This window comes from Nostoc flagelliforme FACHB-838, assembly GCF_014698065.1.
Taxonomy (GTDB): domain Bacteria; phylum Cyanobacteriota; class Cyanobacteriia; order Cyanobacteriales; family Nostocaceae; genus Nostoc; species Nostoc flagelliforme_B.
The window spans coordinates 37,917-59,356 of the sequence record NZ_JACJSI010000043.1 but is presented as its reverse complement, the minus strand read 5'-3'; the positions used below and the strand labels follow the sequence as shown (position 1 = coordinate 59,356).

Below are 21,440 nucleotides of genomic sequence, written 5' to 3'. Positions count from 1 at the left end.
TAATGCTTGATAATCTCCAGTGCTGGCTTTTCGTTGCAGCCATAGGTTGATTGTGTTTCGACTGATTTGAAAAACTTGCGCTGCTTCCGTTTTGTTCATCCCGTCTAACTCTATTGCCTGAATTACCTTCTGGCGTAAGTCGTAACTGTAAGGTTTTGGCATGAGCTTTCCTTGAGCTGAACGCTTCATCTGTATCTAGTTTTACTTTACTCACTAATTATACTGTTTGTCCTAACCGCCTTGGCGCTTGCTATAACCCCATTGTAATTAAACCTGAAAAGTGTAATCTGTTCTTTAAGCATAATTATCTTGTTTTGTGTTTCGGCAATATCTAAAATAATATTTATCATATCGACTCTTGAATAAAAATATAAAATCAAACAAATTCTACAACTGTAAAATTTTATATAACATCCAGCAGCGATCGCCAATATCAGCAAAGTTATTATACTTACGAGCTACTCATGACTTGTTCTCAGTGTGCTAATCTATCAAGTTCTTACCAATAGAGTATTCTTGCTCAAAAATTATGTTAGGTTTATACCTTCTGAATGAGCCTCTTCAACCTATAGCAGGAGTATCATTTTCTATTCAGCACCTACTATGAATAACTAGTTAACAAAATCGCAGTATATCTGCCTTTCAACTTATGACTGGAAGTACAGATGGAAAAACGGCTATCGGCCAAGCCGAGATGAAGCGGCAAAAAACCCTCATTTGTTAGATGAGAGTCAGTTCGAAAACGAGCAAGACCGAAAGCTAGCAGAAGAATCTGCACGCAAGCATTTGGGCATACCTGCACCAACCTTAGACGAAGATCAGTCAATACTACCTCATTAGCTCCGCCTAACGAAAAGGTTTAATAACACCATTTCCAAAAATATTTGCAACAAATTGGCTGTAGGGGCGTCTAGTTGTACGTCCCTAATCATGTCTCTGTAGCAGGAATTTTGTGAAATAATACAACGGTTGGGCATCTTGTACATATCTACGCTCCGTACCATTATTATAAAGTTAGACAAAATGCAGATTTCTCAACTTCTCAATCGATTCAACAGTAAGAAATTCACTAAGCTATTCACTCAGACAATAGCTTTAGGTGTAGGTGCTTTTGTTCTATTCTCAAGTACTGATGCTAATGCTGCCGAGCAAGTTGTTTTAAAGTATGGTACTTTTCAAGGGCAAGTATCTGTTGAAGAATTAACTCAGTTTACAGAAACTGGCAAGACTACCCCGACATTAACGGCTTATTTACAGGCGGCACAACAAGACCCCGCAATAGCTCGTAAAGCACTAAAAGCCCCAATAAAAGCCGATGCTGCCTTTTTAAATAGCTTATTGTCTAGTTGGGCAGGGCCAATTTTAGTTAACCAAATTGGTGAGGTTGTTCACCCTCCCGCAGGAGAACTAAATCAGCAGTCCCTGCGAGACGCTTTAAGTGCATCTATTGAAAAAAATGGTGAAGTTACGCTTCTTGGAGCCATTCAGAATTATCCAAATACTTCTGTTGAACTTGAAGGTGATCGTCTCATTGCGGTTTATGAACGCCTAAGCAATCTTGCAAAACTTTTATGAGGTTTATGTCATCAGATGATTGGTTTGATGTCTCAATAGTCGTGAATTTTAGTCACGATCACCATGAAGTTAATACTGATGAGTCTATCTTAGGGTTCATACTCTATTACTTAGAAATTCCCTAACCTAAATGTAGAGTTTAGTCTAAGATAGGGAAAAGATTTGTATGACAAGCGATGTTTCTAGAAATATTAACAAGGATGTTAATGGGTCACTGATAAGTGGTGTGATTTTGAGTATTTTGGGCGTTATTGCGATCGCAGCGCCTAATTTTACCACCTTATTTGCCGAGACTTGGATTGCGGTGATTTTGATTTTCGCCGGATTTACAAAACTAGTTTATGCCACTCAAACCCGCCACCAAGGAGGTTTTGTTTGGAAAGTTCTGTTAAGCGGACTCTATATTGCAACCGGTGTAATGCTGTTTGTTTATCCTTTTACAGGTATTCTCACACTAACTCTGTTGCTGGGCAGCTTTTTATTGGCTGAAGGCACATTCGAGTTAATTCTGGCATTTAAGTTACGTCCGCAAGCTAACTGGACGTGGATACTAGGTGATGGGATTATTACTTTGGTCTTAGGCGCAATGATTTGGTTCCAGTGGCCCTTCAATGCACCTTGGCTTCTTGGCACACTAGTTGGTGTCAGCGTTATTTTTACTGGCGTTTCACGCGTAATGCTTTCATTGAATGCGCGTTCTACCTTGAATTCTACTAATGAAGCTGCAAATCCTACTTAGTAGATAAGGAATGGGGAAGAAGCAGGGGAACAAGAAGCAGGGAGCAGGGAGCAGGGGGAAAATTCCTCTCCTCTGCACCCTGCCCTCTGCCTCTTTTCAATGTCCAATCTTGAGTAGTGACAGTTTACTAAGACATTGCAGCAGCGATCGCCCTGATGTTGCTAAATTAGCTAAGGAAATCAAAATCAAGGCCAGCTAGCTGCAATCAACAATGGTATCTATCGCTACTCCCTTCTCGGATATTCAAAACCATTGGGCACGCTTATTTATTACAGCCTTAGCCCAACGTCGTATTGTCAATGGGTTGCCTAACGGCACTTATCGCCCCGATAGCTCTGTTACTCGCGCTGAATTTGCCGCCATCATCGCTAACGCATTTGGGAGAGTTTCTAAGAAGCGGCAGTACGTCCCCTTTGTTGATGTACCCACTAATTATTGGGCAGCAGCCGCCATTCAAGGAGCTTACGAAAAAGCATTTCTTACTGGGTTTCCTGATAAAACCTTCCGTTCTGCTAACCGAATTACTAGAGTTGAAGTCTTAGTTTCTTTGGTAGGAGGATTAGAAATTGCCACTAAGGTAAGACCTGACCTGCTGTCACAACTACCAAAAATTTATCAAGATTTTGCTCAAATTCCTGAGTATGGAAGAAATCAAGTAGCTATTGCCACCAGCGCTGGATTGGTAGTTAGTTTCCCAAATATCAAATTATTCAATCCCAATCTCGCAGCTACCCGTGGAGATGTGGCAGCGATTGTTTATCAAGCTTTAGTGTATTTAGGGCAGGCAGAAAAAATTACCTCTAATTACCTAGTGCAGCCGCCAATATCAACGCCCACACCCACACCAACACCTACGCCGATACCAACACCGACACCTACGCCCACACCAACACCAATACCTGCTGGTACTGTTAAGGTAAATCATAGCCGGGAGTTCCGGGGAGCATGGTTAGTATCTGTGTGGAATGGTGATTGGCCTTCCAAAGCAGGACTTCCTGTTGCTCAACAAAAAGCTGAACTCACCGAGATTATTACTAAATTACAAGCGCTAAACTTTAATGCCCTGATTTTCCAGGTGCGACCAGAAGGAGACGCTTTATATGAATCGCAATTAGAGCCTTGGAGTGCTTGGATTACAGGAACTCAGGGGAAAGCGCCAGAACCATTTTATGATCCTTTGGCGTTTGCGATTGCAGAATGTCACAAGCGCAATATTGAACTCCATGCTTGGTTCAACCCTTACCGTGCAAGCACTTCCACCAACCCAGCTAAAACAGTCCGTCCCCACATAGCAGCTACCAATCCAGAAAGCGTTTATTTGTGGAAAACTCAGCGCTGGATGGATCCCGGACTGAAAATAGTTCAAGACAGAGCTTACAACGTAATTCTTGATGTAGTGAAGCGCTATGATGTTGACGGCATTCACTTAGATGATTATTTCTATCCATATCCCATCGAGGGACAACCTTTCCCCGATGATAAGACCTACGCTGCATATAAGGCAGCCGGTGGTACACTTAGCCTTGGCGACTGGCGACGGGATAATGTTAACAGAATGGTACAGCGCCTCTGGCAGGGAATTAAAGCAGCCAAACCCGACGTTAAATTTGGTATTAGCCCCTTTGGGATTTATCGCCCCGGACAACCCGCTGGTATTACTGGGTTAGATGCTTATAACGTTCTGTATGCCGACTCGAAGAAATGGTTAGAAGAAGGCTGGATTGATTATATTGCTCCTCAACTTTATTGGCGCACAGATCAAACACAACAAAGTTATTCGGCGTTGCTACAGTGGTGGACACAGATAAACACAAAGCAAAGACACGTTTACGCGGGTAACAATTTAACAGAACCAAGCAACAAGAGTCGAGAGAGTGATGAAATTGAAAAGCAGGTGAAAATTAGTCGTAGCCAAGCTGGACGGTTGTCACTGGGAAATATCTTCTTTAATCTCGGTGTTTTGACGGAAAATAGTCAGGGCATTGCTGATAGATTTCAAAGTCTGCTTTATAACAAACCTGCGTTACCACCAACTTTGTCTTGGCAGGATACAACGCCACCCCCTCCACCTATTGGATTACAAGTCAATAACCGCAAACTGAGTTGGCAGCCTGGAGATAATCAGCCAGTTCGTTCTTGGACACTTTATCGGCAAACTGGCGATACTTGGACAATTGAGCGAATTTTATCTGCTGGCACAACCTTCGCTACCGTTCAACAAGCGGGAACTTATGCCGTGTGTGCGGTGGATAGATTGGCGAATGAAAGTTTGGGAACAGTTATTACAGTGAATTGAACCAAACCCGGATTTCTCACAAGCCATAAAAAATCATATTTATCGACTTCTCACCTACAAATACGCAGCCAGTTTGTAGCGTACAGCATTCACGGATTTTACAAGCCCTAAATGTATGGTAGCGACTGGAATAGCGTTACTGAGCCGACAATTTTCACTGGCATGAGCTTTGGAGTTGACCTTTTGACCATCCGCTCATGCCATTCCTCTCCATCTTTACCAAAAGTTGCCAAGTACCAGTTTAGTTTACAAATAGAATCTGGAAATTCTTCTTGTATTGGTATTCTCGTCCACCCCAAGGAACATAGTAGGTTTTATTTGGTGGATAGTATTTCCCTGGTGTATACTCGCCATCAACCTTGGCTCGGCAAAAATATAATGTATTCTTACCATTATTCTCAGTGCCACCAGCAAGATTATTACCAACGATGTACCCCGGAAAATTTCCCCATGTCCAGCTATTAGTTATGTAGAATCTGATTGGCGATGTGTACGAATATTCTTTACCTCCCCATGCAACGTAGCATCTTTGATTTGGTGGATAATATTTTCCAGGTGTATACTCCCCATCAACCTTGGTAGAGCAAATATACAATGTGTTCCTACCATTATCCTCAGTACCGCCTGTAATATAGCGACTAGAATTACTAGTATTGGGTTTCACATTAGTCCTTGAAACAGCCGCTAGTGCAGGTATTCCTATAGAAACTGCTATTCCAACTCCTAGGAGGGTAGCTATCCGATTAAATTTTATTAAATTTGTTGCGATATCTTTCAATTGCATATTTGATAAACTCCCAAACTTTTACATAAGTCGTAAAATCAACCTTTTGGAGAGTGGTAAATAATAAATTAATATTTGAAAAGAATTAACTTATTAAAAACCTAATTTAATATTTTCATGTTTTATTATGCGTTCGAAAAATAAAAATAAAAAGTTACATTATTACAAGATTCAGTAAACCAAAAAGTTTTTAGAAGCCTACCATTTGCACATTTCAACTAAAGCCACTTACCTCGCCAATTCAAGAGCAAGTCACCTCGCCACTGCCATACCACTGTTGCAGCGATCGCTTCGTCGTAGGGAATTGTCTTTTGTGGGAGTGTTCCAGATATTAATCTCAGCAACGGTATAATTTAAGAGCGTAACTCTCAAAAATACTTAACTCTTTTCATAAATCAAACTCGCCTTCTATTATTAACTCAAGCAAATGACCGACTTTTACAGTGCAATCATGGGTATGCCAGCATCATCAAACCTTGTCGATGATAACTGGATGGAAAATTAGGGATTCACCTTTCGGTAGATTTAGACAGAATCATCAAAACTGTATATTTGGATGAGGTAACACAGAATTTGCCACAATACCTCATGCTAAATCAGTAATTTCAAGATCAACAGATGAAATTTTGATTGAATTCTAGTTAATTTGTTCCTTCAGTTCCTCAAAAGCCATGACATCCCCTGAGCCTCAAACTGATTTTGGAGAAGAAACTCCACGAACCTCATTTGAGCCACCTTGTGGAAAACGGCGGTGGCTTTGGCTTTTACCAGCACTTCTATTGTTAGGGGGCGGAGCAACTCTAGTTTGGCGTTTGCTCACTCCACAAAATTCCGCACCTTCAACTGTTAACGCTCAACCTCAAGGTGTAAGGGTCAAAATATCGACAGTACAAAGTGGCATAATTGAGGAAAGCTCAGATTTTATTGCTAGCCTAAAATCCCAGCGCTCAGTCACGCTCCAGCCGAGGATTCAAGGCCAAGTTACCCAGATATTTGTCAAATCGGGAGATCCAGTCGCACAAGGAGGGGCAATTCTCCAAGTAGATCCTACAGCACAAGCAGGTGTCAGTGGAACCAATGCTGTACCTCAAGCATTTTTAATGCAACTGGAAAATGCCCGCGCTACACTCAAATCTCTGGAAGCAGAACGAGAATCTTATGTTGCAAATGTGCAATTGTACCAGCAGAACTACGAAAAGTTTGTCTCTCTAGCTGAACAAGGAGCCGTGTCTCGACAGACTAGCAATCAGGTTGCTAATAGGCTCGCCACTGCTAAGACTAGTCTTAATGCAATTGATTCCAGAATTCAAACACAACGAGCCACCATCTTGCAGGCTGAAAAATCCTTGCAGCAGGCTAATGTAAATACTCAAACACAACAGCCCCAATCTGACAAAATTACCGCTCCCTTTAGTGGCACAGTTAGCAACATTGGTGTGAAAGTCGGTGATTCAGTTAATACTTCCACACAATTAGTTAATATCACTCAAAATCGACCTTTAGAAGTGAACATCTCTGTGCCACTACAGCAAGGGCCGCAATTGCGTAAGGGAATGCCAGTGGAGGTTATGAACACACAAGGTCAAAAACTGGGTAGAAGTAGAGTATTTTTTATTGCACCTAATGCCAGTAATGAAACACAAACGATATTAATCAAAGCACTTTTTGACAATCCTAACGGTCAGTTGCGTGCAGATCAATTGGTAAGGGCTAGAGTCTTCTGGAATCAGCGCCCTGGAGTTTTAATCCCGACAACAGCAATGACTCGTGTCGGTGGAGACACTTTTGTTTATGTAGTTGAAACACAAACATCTCCTCAAGGTGTATCCCAACAAGTAGCTCGGCAAAGGCGAGTGAAGCTAGGCGAGATCAAAGGTAATAATTACCAAGTTCTCGAAGGTTTACAGCCAGAAGATAAAGTTATTATTTCAGGTTTGCTCAATCTTAGAGATGGCGTTGCGATCGTTCCAGAAACTTAGAGAGCAGGGTAAATGATCAATGACTGCGATCGCTAAATTTAACCTTGATACAGTACGTTAAGAGCAGAGAATCACTTTGATTAACAAAATTAAACTAGATTAATCTATGGCATCAATAGCCGGGAAAGTTGCAATTATCACTGGTTCATCGCGGGGAATTGGACGAGCCATCGCACTCAAGTTAGCTGGTAACGGCGCATCTATTGTCGTTAACTATGCGGGTAATGCAGGCAAAGCACAGGAAGTTGTTGCAGAAATTGAAAAGTTGGGAGTAGAAGCGATCGCCGTACAAGCTGATATTAGCAAATTACCCGACATTCAACGGTTATTTGAGCAAACACTTGAGCGCTTTGGTAAAATCGATATTTTGGTCAACAACGCCGGAATCGCCCTCTATAAACCAATTACTCAGGTGAGTGAAGAAGATTTCGACGCGATTTTTGCCATTAACGTCAAAGGCACTTATTTTACTTGCCAACAAGCCGCGCAACACATGGCAGAAGGGGGGCGGATTATCAACTTTTCTTCATCAACCACGGCGATGATGCTGCCAACTTACAGTGCTTATGTAGGAACCAAAGGTGCTGTTGAACAAATCACGCGGGTACTAGCTAAAGAATTGGGTGCAAAAGCGATCGCAGTTAATGTTATTTCTCCTGGCCCCACCGATACAGAAATGTTTCGAGAAGGCAAAACACAAGAACAGATAGACCGTTTAGCCCAAATGGCTGCTTTTGGCAAACTGGGAGATGTGCAAGAAATCGCCGATGTAGTAGCGTTTCTCGCTAGCGATGAAGCTAGGTGGATCACTGGGCAAAACATTCGTGTCAACGGTGGAATCGCATGAGGCAATGAAAGCTCTCCTCATGAACACGATATTCTCCGTATAAAAACCTCAGCCGATAACGTCGGTATTACTAGTCTTGTTATCGTAGGTGAAAATTAGCCTGCTACTTCCATTAATTAGAGCTTTTTACTGGAATATAATTATCCAAGAGCAGTTAACAAAGCAGATTGCTAAATCTGGGCTGAAAAAGTTTGTATAAACCTTTTCTAACTTATACAAATAACGGCTCGTCTATTTGCTTGTAGAATCTGTTCTTTTGCACCAAATATCACTTTTACAGGCATTCAAAAATTATGGATTTGTCCAACTTTACTACACTTCAAAACTTAGAAGCTGCTTTCGGTGGTGAATCGATGGCAAATCGCAAGTATCTGTTTTTTGCTGATGTGGCGCGTCAACTTGGGTTTGCAGATTTGGCGAAACTTTTTAAAGAAACAGCCGATCAAGAAACCGAACACGCTTTTGCACATTTTAAATTGCTGCATCCAGAACTTGTAGTAGAAGATTCGGCTGCTTTAACTGATGAACAAAAGCGGGAAATTATATCTCGCTGTTTATCTTTGGCAATTGAGGGTGAGACTTACGAATATACTACAATGTATCCTGAGTTTGCCGCAGATGCTCAACGCGATCACGACAATCCTGCGGCTGAAGAATTTCTTAAACAAGTTAAAGAATCTACCGATCATGCCAACACATTTCGGGAAGCTGCACACCGTTTTGGTTTGTTAAAATTTATCGAAAATTACCACGCCGATCGCTACGCTGAAGCCTTAGAAGTATTAAATGGAGGACAAACAGCAACCAGAGTCGCAGGTGAAGATGCCAAAACTCGGAAATGGATTTGTAGAAAATGCAGCATGATTTACGATCCGGTTGCTGGCGATCCTGATTCGGGAATTGCACCTGGTACACCTTTTGAAGAAATTCCTGATGACTGGGAATGTCCGATTTGCGGTGCTAGCAAAAAAACCTTTAAACCATTTGAGGAAAAAATTGCAGCTTAAGACGACAATCAATTAGGCACTCTTTTTTGCACATAAACGCGAAGCGTCTTAAGAGATGCTTCGCGTTCTTGATTATTTATACACCAAGGTAAAATCATGAATTCACCAGAAGATAACAGCCAATTTGAACGACAGAGGCCAATTTATCTAGAGCTAAATTTTCAGATTATTTGTGCAGTTGCATTGATTGCTGTTATCGGAGTTTCTAGCGTGACTCCGGCTTTTCCCAAGTTAGCCAAAGACTTAAATATCAATCCGAAAAACTTGGGTTTATTGATTACAGCATTTACATTTCCATCTCTGATTTTAGGGCCAATTATTGGTATTTTTGCCGATAGATGGGGCAGAAAGAAAATTATTGTTCCTTCACTATTTTTATTTGGCATAGCTGGTACAGCCTGCGCCTTTGCTCGTGATTTTAATTTATTGCTATGGTTGCGTTTGCTGCAAGGAATTGGTGCTGCTTCTTTGCTCTCTTTGAGTATCACCTTAATCGGCGATTTATACACAGGAGACAGACGAATTGCTGCAATGGGTTACAATGCAAGTATTAGCAGCGTCGGCACATCTAGTTATCCAATAATTGGTGGCGCATTAGCAACAATGGGCTGGTATTATCCCTTCATGCTGCCAATATTAGCGATTCCTCTCGGATTACTAGTTTTGTTTGCACTCAAAAATCCAGAACCAAAAGGCGAACGCAATCTCCAACAGTATTTAAGCAATGCCGTAAAAGTTCTGAAAAATCGTCAGCTATTTGGACTTTTTATTGCCAGTGCTGCTAACTTTGTGTTTCTTTATGGCGCTTACGTTACCTATTTACCACAGTTAATTAACGATACCTTTAAAGCGCCGCCTACTATTATTGGATTGCTACTTTCTAGTGTTTCTATAGCAATTACCATCACAGCTTCCCAATTAGGTAGATTAGGTAGAAGATTTAGTGGCACAAGTTTAATTAGTGCATCTTATGTTTTTTATGCTTTAGCTATGTTAATAGTTCCCTTTGTGTCAAATATCTGGTTACTATTAATCCCTAGTACAATTTTTGGTATTGGGCTTGGTATTGGTTTTCCTACTATCCAAACACTTTTAGCAGATTTAGCACCAAAAGAATATTTGGCGACGATTATATCGGTAAACGGGACATTCTATGGATTAGGGCAAACATTAGGGCCGTTGTTAATGGGCTATGCCTTTGGTTTTGGCGGAATTAGTAGCGTATTTTTTGCGGCGACTGGTTTTGCAGTTCTGATATTTTTTGTGTTTAGATATTGCACTTGTAAGTAATTCGTAATTCGTTTAAAGAGTAAGAGTATTCTCAATGCGACGGTCGGGGATGAGCTACATAACAGCAACCAGAACGTATAATAAGCAGGCAAACCATGAGTTCACAAAGGCAAGTGGAATTGCTGTAGCATAGAATCCCATCGATATTTTTCCTTTTAAGTCTGCACCGAGTGCGATCACTAGAGTCTAATCCCTACCGTGGTGAGAAATGAGGGTGCGCGTAAGAATGAAGTAGGCGATGCCTTCTCTACAAGACGCTACGCGAACGGCAGGCTACGCCTACGCAGACAACAACAACTTTCACTAGCCAATTTCCATCACAATATCAATTGCTGCGGCTGAAAAATACAGCAGCTATAACAATTAAGCCTAAAAGTGCTAGAGGAACCCAAAGATTAGGTAAATCCGACAAACTCATAAAGGACTTCCAAATAAGTTCAAGTGTGTGAGGTGGAAGCTGTAACACATCGTCATAGACAGTTGCTACTTTATAAGAAAAATTTTAAGTAAGCCTTCTTTTAACTTCCTCTGCCAGATTTTCTAGTAACACTTCTACTTGCTCCCCTGTTTTCAAATCTTTGAGCGAAGATTTTTGTGCAGCTGCTTCTTCAGAACCAATAATTACGCAAAATTGTATTCCTTGCTTGTCTGCTAATTGAAATTGTTTACCCAAGGGACGCTTATCAAAGTTAGTGATAACGTTAATTCCCGCCTGACGCAGATGTTGAGAAACTTTTAAATAAGTGGGCATTAAATCTTCTTGCATATTCACTACCATCACCTGGGCTGGTGTCGCAGCTAAGGTATTTAGAATACCAGCTTTTAACAAGCGACTAATTAAGCGAGTTAAGCCTATAGAAATGCCTACACCAGGCATTTTCTCGCCCAAAAATACCCCAACTAATTCTTCATATCTACCGCCAGAACAAATACTACCTAAAGCTTCATGTCCTAATAGGGTTGTTTCATAAACTGTGCCTGTATAGTAATCAAGACCACGCGCAATTGATAAATCAATACAAAAACAATTCTCGGCAACTCCGAGATTACGCACTCCTGTAATTACCGTTTCTAATTCGCTAACTCCTAAGCTCAATTGCTCAGTTTCTAGGGGATTCTGAGCGAGGTGCTTAAGCTTATCTAATACGTCATCAACCGAACCGTCAATTTTAATAAATTCAATGATTTTTTGCGCCTGCTCTGCTGCAATTCCTTCTTTTTCTAAATCCTGTTTTACCTTACTTTCACCAATCTTTTCTAAAGTATCAACAATCCCAATACAAGATTTAATTTGATTTTCAGCAATTCCCAATGATTTAAAGAAACCAGTAAGAACTTTACGGTTGTTGATGCGAATTAGAAAATCACCAATATTAATTGCTTCAAATATCTCAGTGATAATTGCAGGCATCTGAGCATCATAGAGCAAGCTGAGTTCACGACGAGCAACTACATCAATATCGCATTGGCGAAACTGGCGAAAACGCCCATCTTTTGCCCGCTCACCACGAAAAACTACATCTGTTTGGTAGCGGGCAAAGGGAAAGGTTAATTCATTCAGGTGACGGGCAATATACGCCGCCAAAGGAACTGTCTGATCGAATTTTAAAGCTCTTGCTTCCGAACCAGTTTCGCCCGATTTATCTCTCTCAGCTTGGCGATTCGGTGGCAATATGGGATCAATGCCATAGATGATATTGTCGCCTTGATTACCTTTAGCTTGCAGCACTTCTAAGCGTTCTACAGCAGGTGTTTCGATAGGTGTAAATCCATAGCTTTCAAAAACTCTACGGATGATATCTAGTAAATATAATTCTAGACGCTTTTCGCTAGGAAGAAATTCTGGAAATCCGCTAGGGGTAGAGAAGTTTATTTTGTCACCTTTGGCCATGCGTATACCTTACTAAGTTGAAATTTGAGATGAAAGTCTAACGATTAGAAGTCGTAGCTACACAAACAAAGTCCGCCTGCACGGACTGAAGAATAATAAGCGTTTATCTTTGAGGGGAGAAATTACTATCTTACCCGTTCTTCTTGAATTAGGGTGCGTTGAAAGATTTGATTGTTTTTAAACCAATGCCAAGTGCGGGCACGATTGTTATTGTCAGGACTAATGTAGATCATTTCATATAAGCTCATTTCTGGGTTTGTCTTATAACTAAACCACAAAATAACAATCGAATCATCGGCTTCCCAGGCTTTTCCGTCAATGCGATCGGTGTCAAACCAGAGTTTATTATCTTTATAGCTTCCTGGAAATTTATGCTCTTCTTGCCTACCATCAGACCATTTGTAGCGATTAATTTGGTAGTAGGAATGAGGGCCATTTTCTGGAAATTGACAACTTAAGTGAGACTCATGACTGTCAAGGATTTTTCCTGCTGTATCAATTAATGTATAAGTTCCTACCCAATCTCCTTCATGACGAGCAAGCACGGGCATTCCTTCTCGAATATTAGACATTGCAATTCACCTTCTATTGTTCTAACATTTGGAAAAATCGAGTAAAGTAATCGGGAAAAGTTCTCGCTGTACAACCAGAGTCTTTTATAGGCGTTGATTTAAAACCTGTAAATATAGCTGCCGAATTGCTTCCTCTGGTGTCAGCTTAATTGCCTTCTGACGCACCAAACAAACTATATAAGGCACTTCGCCACTTTTGGTTGCTTTGGGAGTAATGCTCTGCTCTAACTGCTCAATTTCCGCCGTAGCAAAGCGACAGTTTGTAGTTTGAGTCTTTGAGGATATCGGCTAGGTTCATCAGGCGCTACAGAATCTACATAAAGGCTTAGTCCGTTATAGAGTGTAACGCTATTGTAGAAATCGACCTATAGATTTTTTTAATACTTTGAAGGCAACTTCCTAATTCTAAAAACATGAAAGTGCCAAATTGGACGATGCGATCGCATCTTCTCAAGAGTGCGATGCCTGGGTTGGGCTACGCCTACTAAAAGCAATGAGCATCATTCACCGTAGTATAGCGACGAAACTTACTGGAGGCAGATAACTCTATCCACTGCATTTAATTTGCTATGCCGCGCTCATTCATGCACTGGCGCTACTTCGCGTGATGCTAGGAAACCAAGGACAATTGCTACCAAGATCAATGCTGGAACATCGCCGAACAAGTGTCCACGTTCTGCCGGGTCAATCACTGCGTGTACCGCCATGATCAGCCCGTGGACAAAACTCGACCAGACGGTGAACCAGATTAAACTGAGATGCACTTCTGGTTTTCGAGAAGCCCATAGTAAAAAGACACCGAGCGTCGCATAAACACCCACGATCATCTGTTCGTATTCATATTGACCTGGTTGCCATGACCAGCCCGATGGCCAGACCTTCATCAACGGATAGACCAGGATAAAAGCAATTCCAACAACAAGCGCGATTTGCAAGTACCGATGCTGCTCATCCATTACTATAACCTCACACTATTTTTCCAGAGTAGTTTCTACTAATGGAATGCCTATTTGTAATACTATTCTCACTAGTGACACTTCAACTTAGGAGTGTTAGGAATCTTGATGTTCCTCTTGGTTTTAAAGTTGATCCAATGTCTTTGCCATACTTCAACACCACACCACTGACCAAGTGAACCAACAGACTTGTGTTCTGAACAAATGGCCTCGTATTGTGAACCAAAACTATGAAAGTTCTTCCAGATGCTTTAGTTATCGTAGACGAAACTGTGGCAGAAGCGATCGCCATTGGTTAAGCTAATGAGTTACATAGTGATGATGGCATTGGTCACTCCCCATTTCCAAACCACCAAGGGTCATTAGTATCGTTAGTTTTGATCAAAATAGCTTTTTTTCGCATGAATCGTTTCAGCGCCGCCGCACCCATGCGTGACCCTCCCAAACCGGAGAATTTGAAGGCGTTTTTCTCTCCTTCATGCATGATGGCAGTTAGTCCAGCATCGTTGATACTAATAGCACCTGCATCTATCTGTTGGGCAATTTCTAAGGCCTCGGCTTCCGAGGCAAACACAGCAGCACTTAATCCATAAATTGAGTCATTGGCTAAAGATACTGCTTCCTCTACTGTGGAAAAAGGCATCACTGGCATAATGGGGCCGAAAGTCTCTTCGGTCATCACTTTCATGGAATGATTAACCTGGGTAAGTACTGTGGGACGACACCACCAACCGCCACCTAAATCTTCTATTACGCCGCCGCAGTGAATTACTGCTCCCTTTTCCACTGCATCTACGAGATGATCGCTAATAATTGCTGCTTGTTTTTCGGCGATGATGGGGCCAATTTCTCCACTTTCGACTGTGGGGTAGGCTAATTGAAGGCGATGTGCTTTGGTTACTAGTTGATGGTAAAACTTTTCAAATATGGAGTCTGCAACGTAAATTCGCTCAATTGAGAGACATGACTGTCCGGTGTTGACGACGGAACCCCACAATATTGCTGAGGTTGCTAATTCTAAATTGGCTGATTCTAAAACGATCGCAGGATCTTTTCCTCCTAATTCCAAAAAAGCTGGAATAAACTGTTTAGCAGCCGCTTGTGCAACTTTTCTCCCCGTGGCTACACTGCCTGTAAAACATACTAAATCTACATTTTCAATCAAAGCAGATCCAGTTTCGCCTGCTCCTTCCACAAAAGTTAAAACATCACGCAATTCAGAAACGGCGTTGAGTGCTGTTTTGACTGGTGCTACGAAGCGGGGAGCGATTTCACTGGGTTTAACAATCACAGCACAACCCGCCAACAATGCCGGAATGGTATCAATGGTAGACAGTAACAGGGGAAAATTCCACGGGCTAATTACCCCAACTAGGGGATAAGGAACCGATGTTTGTTGCAAAGCGATAAAGGGAATGGCTGTATTTTTTGTAGATTCTTGCAGCAATTCTGGTGCTAACCTACACCAGCGATCGATGCTAGAGAGGAAGGAATCTATTTCTAATACAGAAGTTGACAATCTTCCTGTATCATTTACCAAAGCTTCTGTAAGGCGATCGCGTCCAGATAATATCGCTTTCTTCCACTGCTGTAAAGCTTCAATTCTCCTCTCTAAACCCAACTGCTGCCAGCGAATTTGTGCCCTACGCGTGCGCTTACATTGCTGTACCACCAGTCTCGGAGGCGGTGGGATAATTACATAGTCAAATTTGCCAGTTCGGGGATTGCGGACTTCTATTGTTTTTGTCATTTGTCATTGGTCATTTGTCATTAGTCAATAATTAATAGTTATTCTTCCCTTGCTCCCCCTACTCCCCATTCCCCATTCAAATAATTCCCAGTTTGGCTAACCGCTCAATGGTGGCTTGCTGCGTTTGGAGGAAGTGTTTGCGGTCTACTTCTCCTTCCAGCATAGTATTAGCGGGGTAAAAGTGTGATTGGCGATAACTTTGGGCGTATAGTTCAAATCGCTGGCGGGAAAGTAAATTATTTAACCCCGGTCGACGGCGATCGCGGCGTAATGCTGCTAAATCAATCTCTGCAAATGCTGCCATGCTCTCGCCTGCACCTGTCTCTGCTATTACGATTCCGCGATGGTCAATGATTTTAGAACCACCATCAGCCGAAGCAATGGGGATGGCAATATTAGCGATGCCTGCGGTATTAGCTGAAACTATGTATGCCATATTTTCGACGGCACGAGTGATTTTTGCCGCGTCTTTAGGTGTGAGGTTTTTGTTGTATACTTCCGAGGTGGAATGGACAAAAATCTCCGCTCCTCGCATCGCTAGACACCGCGCCACTTCTGGATACAAAATTTCTTCTGATGCTAAGGCTGCCAAATTACCGATCTCCGTTTTGGCTACGGGGAAAACTCCCTCTAAACCATAGCAGTCAAGATATTTATCCCAAACATCATGGGGTGTGGGAGCAAATAAGGAATTTAGCCGCCGATATCGCAAAACAATTGAGCCAGAGGGGTCAAGAATAAAGCAGGTTTGAAAGTACAATCCGGGAAAGTTGGGGTCAACTTCGTAGGCGTTACCAGCTAAAAAGATTTTATGCTTTTGGGCAATTTTACCAAGGGCTTCATACTCAGCACCAGCCATTTCTATACAAGCTTTTTCTGCCCATCCTGCTAGAGTATCTCCCATCGGGAAACCGGTGAGGAAATATTCTGGCAGTACAATTAAACGACAATCGAGGCCGATAAAAGCGATACTGGCAGCAATTTGTTGTGCTAGTCGGTTGATGGAGTTTTGCATGAGCGATCGCGCTTCTTGCCGTAGGCGTAGCCCGCCGGAGGCATCATTTGTTTGGTTGACTGCATGACAGGTAACTTGCAGTGCCAAAGCGCGGAATGATTCTAGATTAGTGGACATAGGGCATGGTACTAAGGACAAATGACCAATGACTAATGACTAATTCGATCGCCACCCCAGAGCGATCGCACAATTTTATCTGCCAACTCAACACCAAACATCTGTGCGACAAATTTATTACCTGGATCGCGTTCAGCACCGTTACGGCGTAGTGCCAAATCACGAGCCGCTAAAGCGGTGCGTGCATCTTCTGGCACAGGTTCAGCTGCATCTATCCAAGTTAGCCAGCGATCGAGTGTTTCGTGTGCAAGTGTGCGAGTTAGTTCGAGGGTTTCAAAAGTAGGTGCGCCTGTGTAGCACAATTTAACAGGCGATTGAAATAATCGAAGATACAGACTTTTGCTGGTAAATACCTTGAGGCGCGAATCTTCTTGTAACTTTAAGAATGTTTGATTAAGTGGCTCATAGTAGCGATCGAGATATGCCAAATCGGTTAAAAGCTCAGTTCGGGCAATGTAATCTATATAAAATAAGATATTTCCATTTGGAAGTGTGCCAAACTCAAAGGCCAAATGAGGAACTTGAATATGCGACTTCAACCAAGTGGTGAGACGCATAGTACTAAAGGTTGATTTTTCAGGGTTTCCTAGCCACGAATGTACTAGCCAATCAATTTCTTTCCCAGAAAAAGCGGTGAGCGAACCCTTGATATTGCCATCGAGACTGCTGTATTGCTGTAAATTTTCTACAGAAGGGTCTGGATGTAATTCAAAACGAGCATCTATTTTCTGACGGAGTTCGTTTGTCAAACTCCATAACTGTTCAAATAAGGTTCTACTGTCTACATTAGGTTGCTGCTCAAGCACTGTTTGTATATACCCTTTTGAGATAATGAATACAAACAAAGCATAATGTCAAAACAAAACAAAACACAAGCATCTAGCTTCTGTGAGAGTTGTTCTTAGATTAATTTACATCTTGCACCGTGATTCAGACGGATGTATTCTGACTTCTGAATTCTTCTTCAATTATTGTTTGCTTCTATTGTCTTTGGATAAACTTAATTTAAATAAATAACTCCAGGTAGAAGAGAGAATGTCAAATTTCCGCGATTGCACAGAGTCAAACACCGATAAAATCTTACTCATCGGAGTTACTGGCGGCACAGGTGGAAATGTCGTTAAGGGATTTCTCGAACAGGGAGTTACTAACCTGCGAGTCATCACTAGAGAAATTGACCTTAATCGTCCAACTCTTGCGAAGCTCAACGATGCCGGAGTTGAACTGGTAAAAGCCAACCTCAAGGATGAAACCTCACTCATAGCAGCCTTTGCAGGGATTTCGGCTGTTTACTGCCACGCTACTTCTGCGGACTCTACTAAAATTGACCCGTTAGAGGTGGAGAGAGCAAGGCGAGTTGCACAAGTAGCAAAACAGGCTGACATTAAGCACTTTGTCTACAATTCCGCAGGTGGGGCGGATAGGAATTCAGGAATCCCCCGCATAGAGCAAAAGTATCAAGTAGAGAAAATTCTTAAAGAAGCTGGCTTACCGACTACCATGTTGCGAGCTTGCTTGTTTATGGAAGAGTTTTGGAAGAAGTACACGCGACCTTCCATCCTCAAAGGTAGTTTCCCATTTTCCATTCAACCAAACAAGCCCCTTCATCTAATTACAACAAAGGACATGGGCCGCGTTGCTGCTTACGTAATTAAACATCCCACTAAGTATATTAGTCAAGAAATTGAGCTAGCTGGCGATGTGCTAACTCCTCTTGAAATGGCAGAGGCATTCTCCCAAGCGCAGGGGATGAAAGTTGTCTACAAAGAGACACCCGCCTGGATTTTCTTACTCTTGCTGCAAAAGGAACTGTTCGATTTGATTCAGTGGTATCGCAAGCAAGGTTATCAAGCCGATGTCTGGCGTTTACGAGAAGAAGAGTTTCCTGGAATTATGACCACATTTAGAGAATTTTTGGCAGAAACCAACTGGGCAAATACGGAACTCACCTACGAGAGTCTGTGATTGGATTAGTACACTGCGGCAAAAGTTTGCCTTAAGAGCGAAGCTTGAAGTTCACAATCACAAGTTTCCGACTTTTTACTTGGATGTTGTAGTACTAATAGAAAATCCTCGACGCGTAGGTTTAAGATTTGCTAACTCCACCTGAAAACTTACCTTGTCGGTCATTTCCCCGCTTCGCGCTTCCAAAGTCCACTTACCAGGACGCAAATTCCAAAATAAAGAATTAGCTGAGTTTGTATCTAGTTTTTCCCCATTTAGCCACCATTCCACAGGCGCAGATTTATTTCCTGTTAACTTAAATTCGAGTTTTTGCTTCTCTTCTTCACCTGGATACACTAAGAATAAATCGCCATTATGTGGAGATAAAATTCTCAAATTGGTAGAAGTAAAATTCAATTGCTGTTGTTTTGCCAGCCATTCATCATACTCTGGTGGCAAATTAAATTGATTTTCACCTTCGTAATTACTTTTATCTTCTGGATAAAAATATTCCTGCACCACTGATGTACAATCTAGTGTTGGTCTTAACCCCGAAATTGCACAAACAGGTAGCTGCACTAAACCTTCTGGAGGTGGAAAGCCTGCTGGTTCTTGATGTTCGTGCAGATGTAACATAATCCGATTCCACAAGGGTGCTGCGCCTGTCACACCTGAAACTTGTCGCATCGGTTCACCGTTGAAATTGCCTACCCAAGTTGCGACGGTGTAATCTGTGGTGAAGCCGACTGTCCAAGTATCACGAAAATTAGAAGAAGTGCCAGTTTTAACAGCAACGGGGAAAGGTAAATTTAACACTGAGTCCACACCAAATGCTGTTGCACGAGCATGGTTATCACTAAGCATATTGGTGATTAATTGCCATATTGTCGTCGAATTTTGGATTTTAGGTCGCACTTTTGGTGCGCTTTCAGCGCAACTTGGATTTTGGATTGGGGAATCTGAAAATGTGCTTACTAGGGGCGTAGCTTCTCCGAGTCGTGCCATAGTAACGTAAGCTCTAGCTAGTTCCCATAAACTGACTTCGCCACTACCGAGAGTCAAACCCAAACCGTAATGTTCTGGAGTTTGATTAAGGTGTTCAAAGCCCAGCTGATGCAATCGTTCTAAGAAAGTTACCACGCCTACTTTTTCTAAAACCCTCACTGCGGGGACATTTAGGGAATTTGCTAAAGCGATTCGCACCCGCACAGGGCCAAGAAAGCTTTCGGTGTAATCTGTGGGGCTATAAAGTTTCGCGCCGGGAATTGCATAATGGGCGGGTACATCTGCCAAAATGGTATTTGGACGAATTAAACCTTTTTCTAAAGCTAATTCATACACAAAAGGCTTGAGAGTAGAACCTGGTTGACGTAGCGCTTGCACTCCATCGTTGCGTCCTAGTTTGGCTTCGTTGAAGTAATCAGGGGAACCAACATAAGCCAAAACTTCGCCAGTGTGGTTGTCAATTACCAACGCAGCTGCATCATGGACATTGTTGGTGGTGAGAGAAGAAATCACCTGTTGCACCTGTGCTTCGACAAACTGCTGTAAAGGGCGATTTATCGTGGTGCGAATAATGGATTGATCCCCCCTAACCCCCCTTAAAAAGGGGGGGATTAAGCCCCCTTTTTCAAGGGGGGTTGGGGGGATTTGATTGGCTAACCAAAATAAAAAGTGTGGTGCGGCGGTAATTCCCCGTTGGCTAAACTGAAACACAACTTTTTCGGCGGATGTTCGGGTTGCGATCGCACCAATGATATACTTTTCCTGTACCATCCGATTAAGGACGTATTTTTGTCGCTGCTTCAGCCGTTCCCAATGCTGGTAAGGATTAAAGTATGTAGGATTATTGGGAATAGCAGCCAACAAACTAGCTTGAGCAAGATTCAATTCACTAGCTGGGATGGAAAAATAAGTCTGCGCGGCTGCTTCCACACCATATATATTTCCTCCCATTGGCAACCGATTGATATATGCAGAGAGAATTTCATCTTTGTTCATCCCTGCTACTAACCGCCAAGATAGCCAAATTTCACTCATTTTACCAGAGAAACTACGCGGTACAGGATCTAACATCCGGGCTAACTGCATAGTAATTGTGGAAGCGCCAGAAACAATTCGTTTGGCGTGGATGGCTTCTTTGCTGGCACGGATAATAGCTTTCATATCCAACGCCCCGTGATGATAAAAGCTGCCATCTTCGGCGGCTAAAATAGCGTGGATAAATTGGGGCGAAACCTGATTTAGCGGTACTACTGATGTATGCTCTTGGTCACGGGTGAGTAATGTTCCTAATGGTAAACCATTGCGATCGCTAAATTGCATTGCCAACTGATTTTGGGCAATGTCTGCGGCACGAATGGGCGCAAAATAAGGTAGTAGACGTACAACCAGACAGATTACCAGCACAGCCAGGATAACCTTACTAGTGCGCTTAATTTTGAGTAGCGATCGTAAAATTAGTTTCATCAGGGAATCCCTGCCCAAGAAAACTTACTTTAATTTTGACGCGGAGATTATTGTATCTACATCAGTAAGTATGTCAAATACTTAATAATTCATTTTTCCTAACTTAGCAGATATAAATTAATATTTGCAGAACTTAAATACTTCTTCATAGTTAAGAATTGTAGTGATTATTGGAACAATAACACTGGATTAGTTATCTATGTAAATAA

General features: G+C 42.1%; 18 protein-coding genes. 8 read left to right on the top strand and 10 right to left on the bottom strand.

What is annotated here, in order from left to right; all coding sequences use genetic code 11:
- On the bottom strand, positions 1 to 162 hold a 162-nt coding region (locus tag H6G97_RS20590), incomplete at its 3' end, for an IS630 transposase-related protein (protein WP_190938912.1).
- Between the two features lie 861 nt (positions 163 to 1,023).
- Here H6G97_RS20590 and H6G97_RS20585 point away from each other — a divergent pair.
- From H6G97_RS20585 to H6G97_RS20575, 3 genes are all read left to right on the top strand, one after another.
- The gene (locus H6G97_RS20585) at positions 1,024 to 1,575 is read left to right on the top strand and encodes an alpha/beta hydrolase (protein WP_190942547.1); all 552 of its coding nucleotides are present in this window, start codon (positions 1,024 to 1,026) and stop codon (positions 1,573 to 1,575) included.
- Positions 1,576 to 1,741: 166 nt separating this feature from the next.
- The gene (locus tag H6G97_RS20580) at positions 1,742 to 2,314 is read left to right on the top strand and encodes an HdeD family acid-resistance protein (RefSeq protein WP_190942546.1); all 573 of its coding nucleotides are present in this window, start codon (positions 1,742 to 1,744) and stop codon (positions 2,312 to 2,314) included.
- A 211-nt stretch (positions 2,315 to 2,525) separates the two neighbouring features.
- The gene (locus H6G97_RS20575; protein WP_190942545.1) at positions 2,526 to 4,610 is read left to right on the top strand and encodes a glycoside hydrolase family 10-like protein; all 2,085 of its coding nucleotides are present in this window, start codon (positions 2,526 to 2,528) and stop codon (positions 4,608 to 4,610) included.
- A gap of 241 nt (positions 4,611 to 4,851) precedes the next feature.
- On the opposite strand, the gene H6G97_RS20570 is transcribed toward H6G97_RS20575, so the two are convergent.
- Both H6G97_RS20570 and H6G97_RS54820 read right to left on the bottom strand, forming a co-directional pair.
- Positions 4,852 to 5,394: a DM9 repeat-containing protein gene (locus H6G97_RS20570; protein ID WP_190942544.1), complete on the bottom strand. Its 543-nt coding sequence runs from the start codon at positions 5,392 to 5,394 to the stop codon at positions 4,852 to 4,854.
- Positions 5,395 to 5,612: 218 nt separating this feature from the next.
- A complete protein-coding gene (locus tag H6G97_RS54820; protein WP_277883312.1) occupies positions 5,613 to 5,738 on the bottom strand; it encodes a hypothetical protein in 126 nt (41 codons plus the stop codon).
- A gap of 327 nt (positions 5,739 to 6,065) precedes the next feature.
- Here H6G97_RS54820 and H6G97_RS20565 point away from each other — a divergent pair, with 327 nt between their 5' ends.
- From H6G97_RS20565 to H6G97_RS20550, 4 genes are all read left to right on the top strand, one after another.
- Entirely contained in the window at positions 6,066 to 7,373 is a 1,308-nt protein-coding gene (locus H6G97_RS20565; protein ID WP_190942543.1) for an efflux RND transporter periplasmic adaptor subunit, read from the top strand.
- A gap of 106 nt (positions 7,374 to 7,479) precedes the next feature.
- Positions 7,480 to 8,220, top strand: a complete 741-nt coding sequence (locus H6G97_RS20560; protein ID WP_190942542.1) for an SDR family oxidoreductase — start codon at positions 7,480 to 7,482, stop codon at positions 8,218 to 8,220.
- Positions 8,221 to 8,513: 293 nt separating this feature from the next.
- Complete coding sequence (locus tag H6G97_RS20555; protein WP_190942541.1) at positions 8,514 to 9,227, top strand: rubrerythrin family protein; 714 nt, start codon at positions 8,514 to 8,516, stop codon at positions 9,225 to 9,227.
- Positions 9,228 to 9,323: 96 nt separating this feature from the next.
- Positions 9,324 to 10,517 carry an MFS transporter gene (locus H6G97_RS20550; RefSeq protein WP_190942540.1) on the top strand — a complete coding sequence of 398 codons (1,194 nt, stop codon included), beginning with the start codon at positions 9,324 to 9,326 and terminating at the stop codon, positions 10,515 to 10,517.
- Between the two features lie 502 nt (positions 10,518 to 11,019).
- Here H6G97_RS20550 and hisS read toward each other — a convergent pair.
- The 6 genes from hisS to H6G97_RS20515 form a co-directional block, all read right to left on the bottom strand.
- Positions 11,020 to 12,408: a histidine--tRNA ligase gene (gene hisS, locus H6G97_RS20545; RefSeq protein WP_190942539.1), complete on the bottom strand. Its 1,389-nt coding sequence runs from the start codon at positions 12,406 to 12,408 to the stop codon at positions 11,020 to 11,022.
- Between the two features lie 125 nt (positions 12,409 to 12,533).
- Positions 12,534 to 12,980 carry a DUF3598 family protein gene (locus H6G97_RS20540; RefSeq protein ID WP_190942538.1) on the bottom strand — a complete coding sequence of 149 codons (447 nt, stop codon included), beginning with the start codon at positions 12,978 to 12,980 and terminating at the stop codon, positions 12,534 to 12,536.
- A gap of 578 nt (positions 12,981 to 13,558) precedes the next feature.
- Positions 13,559 to 13,936: a DUF6632 domain-containing protein gene (locus H6G97_RS20530; RefSeq protein ID WP_190942537.1), complete on the bottom strand. Its 378-nt coding sequence runs from the start codon at positions 13,934 to 13,936 to the stop codon at positions 13,559 to 13,561.
- A gap of 331 nt (positions 13,937 to 14,267) precedes the next feature.
- The gene (locus H6G97_RS20525) at positions 14,268 to 15,686 is read right to left on the bottom strand and encodes an aldehyde dehydrogenase family protein (RefSeq protein ID WP_190942536.1); all 1,419 of its coding nucleotides are present in this window, start codon (positions 15,684 to 15,686) and stop codon (positions 14,268 to 14,270) included.
- Between the two features lie 76 nt (positions 15,687 to 15,762).
- Complete coding sequence (locus H6G97_RS20520) at positions 15,763 to 16,818, bottom strand: nitrilase-related carbon-nitrogen hydrolase (protein ID WP_190942535.1); 1,056 nt, start codon at positions 16,816 to 16,818, stop codon at positions 15,763 to 15,765.
- Positions 16,819 to 16,850: 32 nt separating this feature from the next.
- Positions 16,851 to 17,624: a red chlorophyll catabolite reductase gene (locus H6G97_RS20515; RefSeq protein ID WP_190942534.1), complete on the bottom strand. Its 774-nt coding sequence runs from the start codon at positions 17,622 to 17,624 to the stop codon at positions 16,851 to 16,853.
- Between the two features lie 229 nt (positions 17,625 to 17,853).
- On the opposite strand from H6G97_RS20515, the gene H6G97_RS20510 reads away from it, so the two are divergent.
- Positions 17,854 to 18,783 (top strand): NmrA family NAD(P)-binding protein, encoded by a 930-nt coding sequence (locus tag H6G97_RS20510; protein WP_190942533.1) that lies wholly within the window; start codon positions 17,854 to 17,856, stop codon positions 18,781 to 18,783.
- A 75-nt stretch (positions 18,784 to 18,858) separates the two neighbouring features.
- Here H6G97_RS20510 and pbpC read toward each other — a convergent pair whose 3' ends face one another.
- A complete protein-coding gene (gene pbpC / locus H6G97_RS20505) occupies positions 18,859 to 21,231 on the bottom strand; it encodes a penicillin-binding protein 1C (RefSeq protein WP_190942532.1) in 2,373 nt (790 codons plus the stop codon).
- Between the last annotated feature and the right edge of the window lie 209 nt (positions 21,232 to 21,440).

Coding starts and splice junctions, on each gene's coding strand:
- H6G97_RS20585 (WP_190942547.1), top strand. CDS start 1,024: ATGCAGATTTCTCAACTTCTCAATCGATTCAACAGTAAGAAATTCACT.
- H6G97_RS20580 (WP_190942546.1), top strand. CDS start 1,742: ATGACAAGCGATGTTTCTAGAAATATTAACAAGGATGTTAATGGGTCA.
- H6G97_RS20575 (WP_190942545.1), top strand. CDS start 2,526: ATGGTATCTATCGCTACTCCCTTCTCGGATATTCAAAACCATTGGGCA.
- H6G97_RS20570 (WP_190942544.1), bottom strand. CDS start 5,394: ATGCAATTGAAAGATATCGCAACAAATTTAATAAAATTTAATCGGATA.
- H6G97_RS20565 (WP_190942543.1), top strand. CDS start 6,066: ATGACATCCCCTGAGCCTCAAACTGATTTTGGAGAAGAAACTCCACGA.
- H6G97_RS20560 (WP_190942542.1), top strand. CDS start 7,480: ATGGCATCAATAGCCGGGAAAGTTGCAATTATCACTGGTTCATCGCGG.
- H6G97_RS20555 (WP_190942541.1), top strand. CDS start 8,514: ATGGATTTGTCCAACTTTACTACACTTCAAAACTTAGAAGCTGCTTTC.
- H6G97_RS20550 (WP_190942540.1), top strand. CDS start 9,324: ATGAATTCACCAGAAGATAACAGCCAATTTGAACGACAGAGGCCAATT.
- hisS (WP_190942539.1), bottom strand. CDS start 12,408: ATGGCCAAAGGTGACAAAATAAACTTCTCTACCCCTAGCGGATTTCCA.
- H6G97_RS20540 (WP_190942538.1), bottom strand. CDS start 12,980: ATGTCTAATATTCGAGAAGGAATGCCCGTGCTTGCTCGTCATGAAGGA.
- H6G97_RS20530 (WP_190942537.1), bottom strand. CDS start 13,936: ATGGATGAGCAGCATCGGTACTTGCAAATCGCGCTTGTTGTTGGAATT.
- H6G97_RS20525 (WP_190942536.1), bottom strand. CDS start 15,686: ATGACAAAAACAATAGAAGTCCGCAATCCCCGAACTGGCAAATTTGAC.
- H6G97_RS20520 (WP_190942535.1), bottom strand. CDS start 16,818: ATGTCCACTAATCTAGAATCATTCCGCGCTTTGGCACTGCAAGTTACC.
- H6G97_RS20510 (WP_190942533.1), top strand. CDS start 17,854: ATGTCAAATTTCCGCGATTGCACAGAGTCAAACACCGATAAAATCTTA.
- pbpC (WP_190942532.1), bottom strand. CDS start 21,231: ATGAAACTAATTTTACGATCGCTACTCAAAATTAAGCGCACTAGTAAG.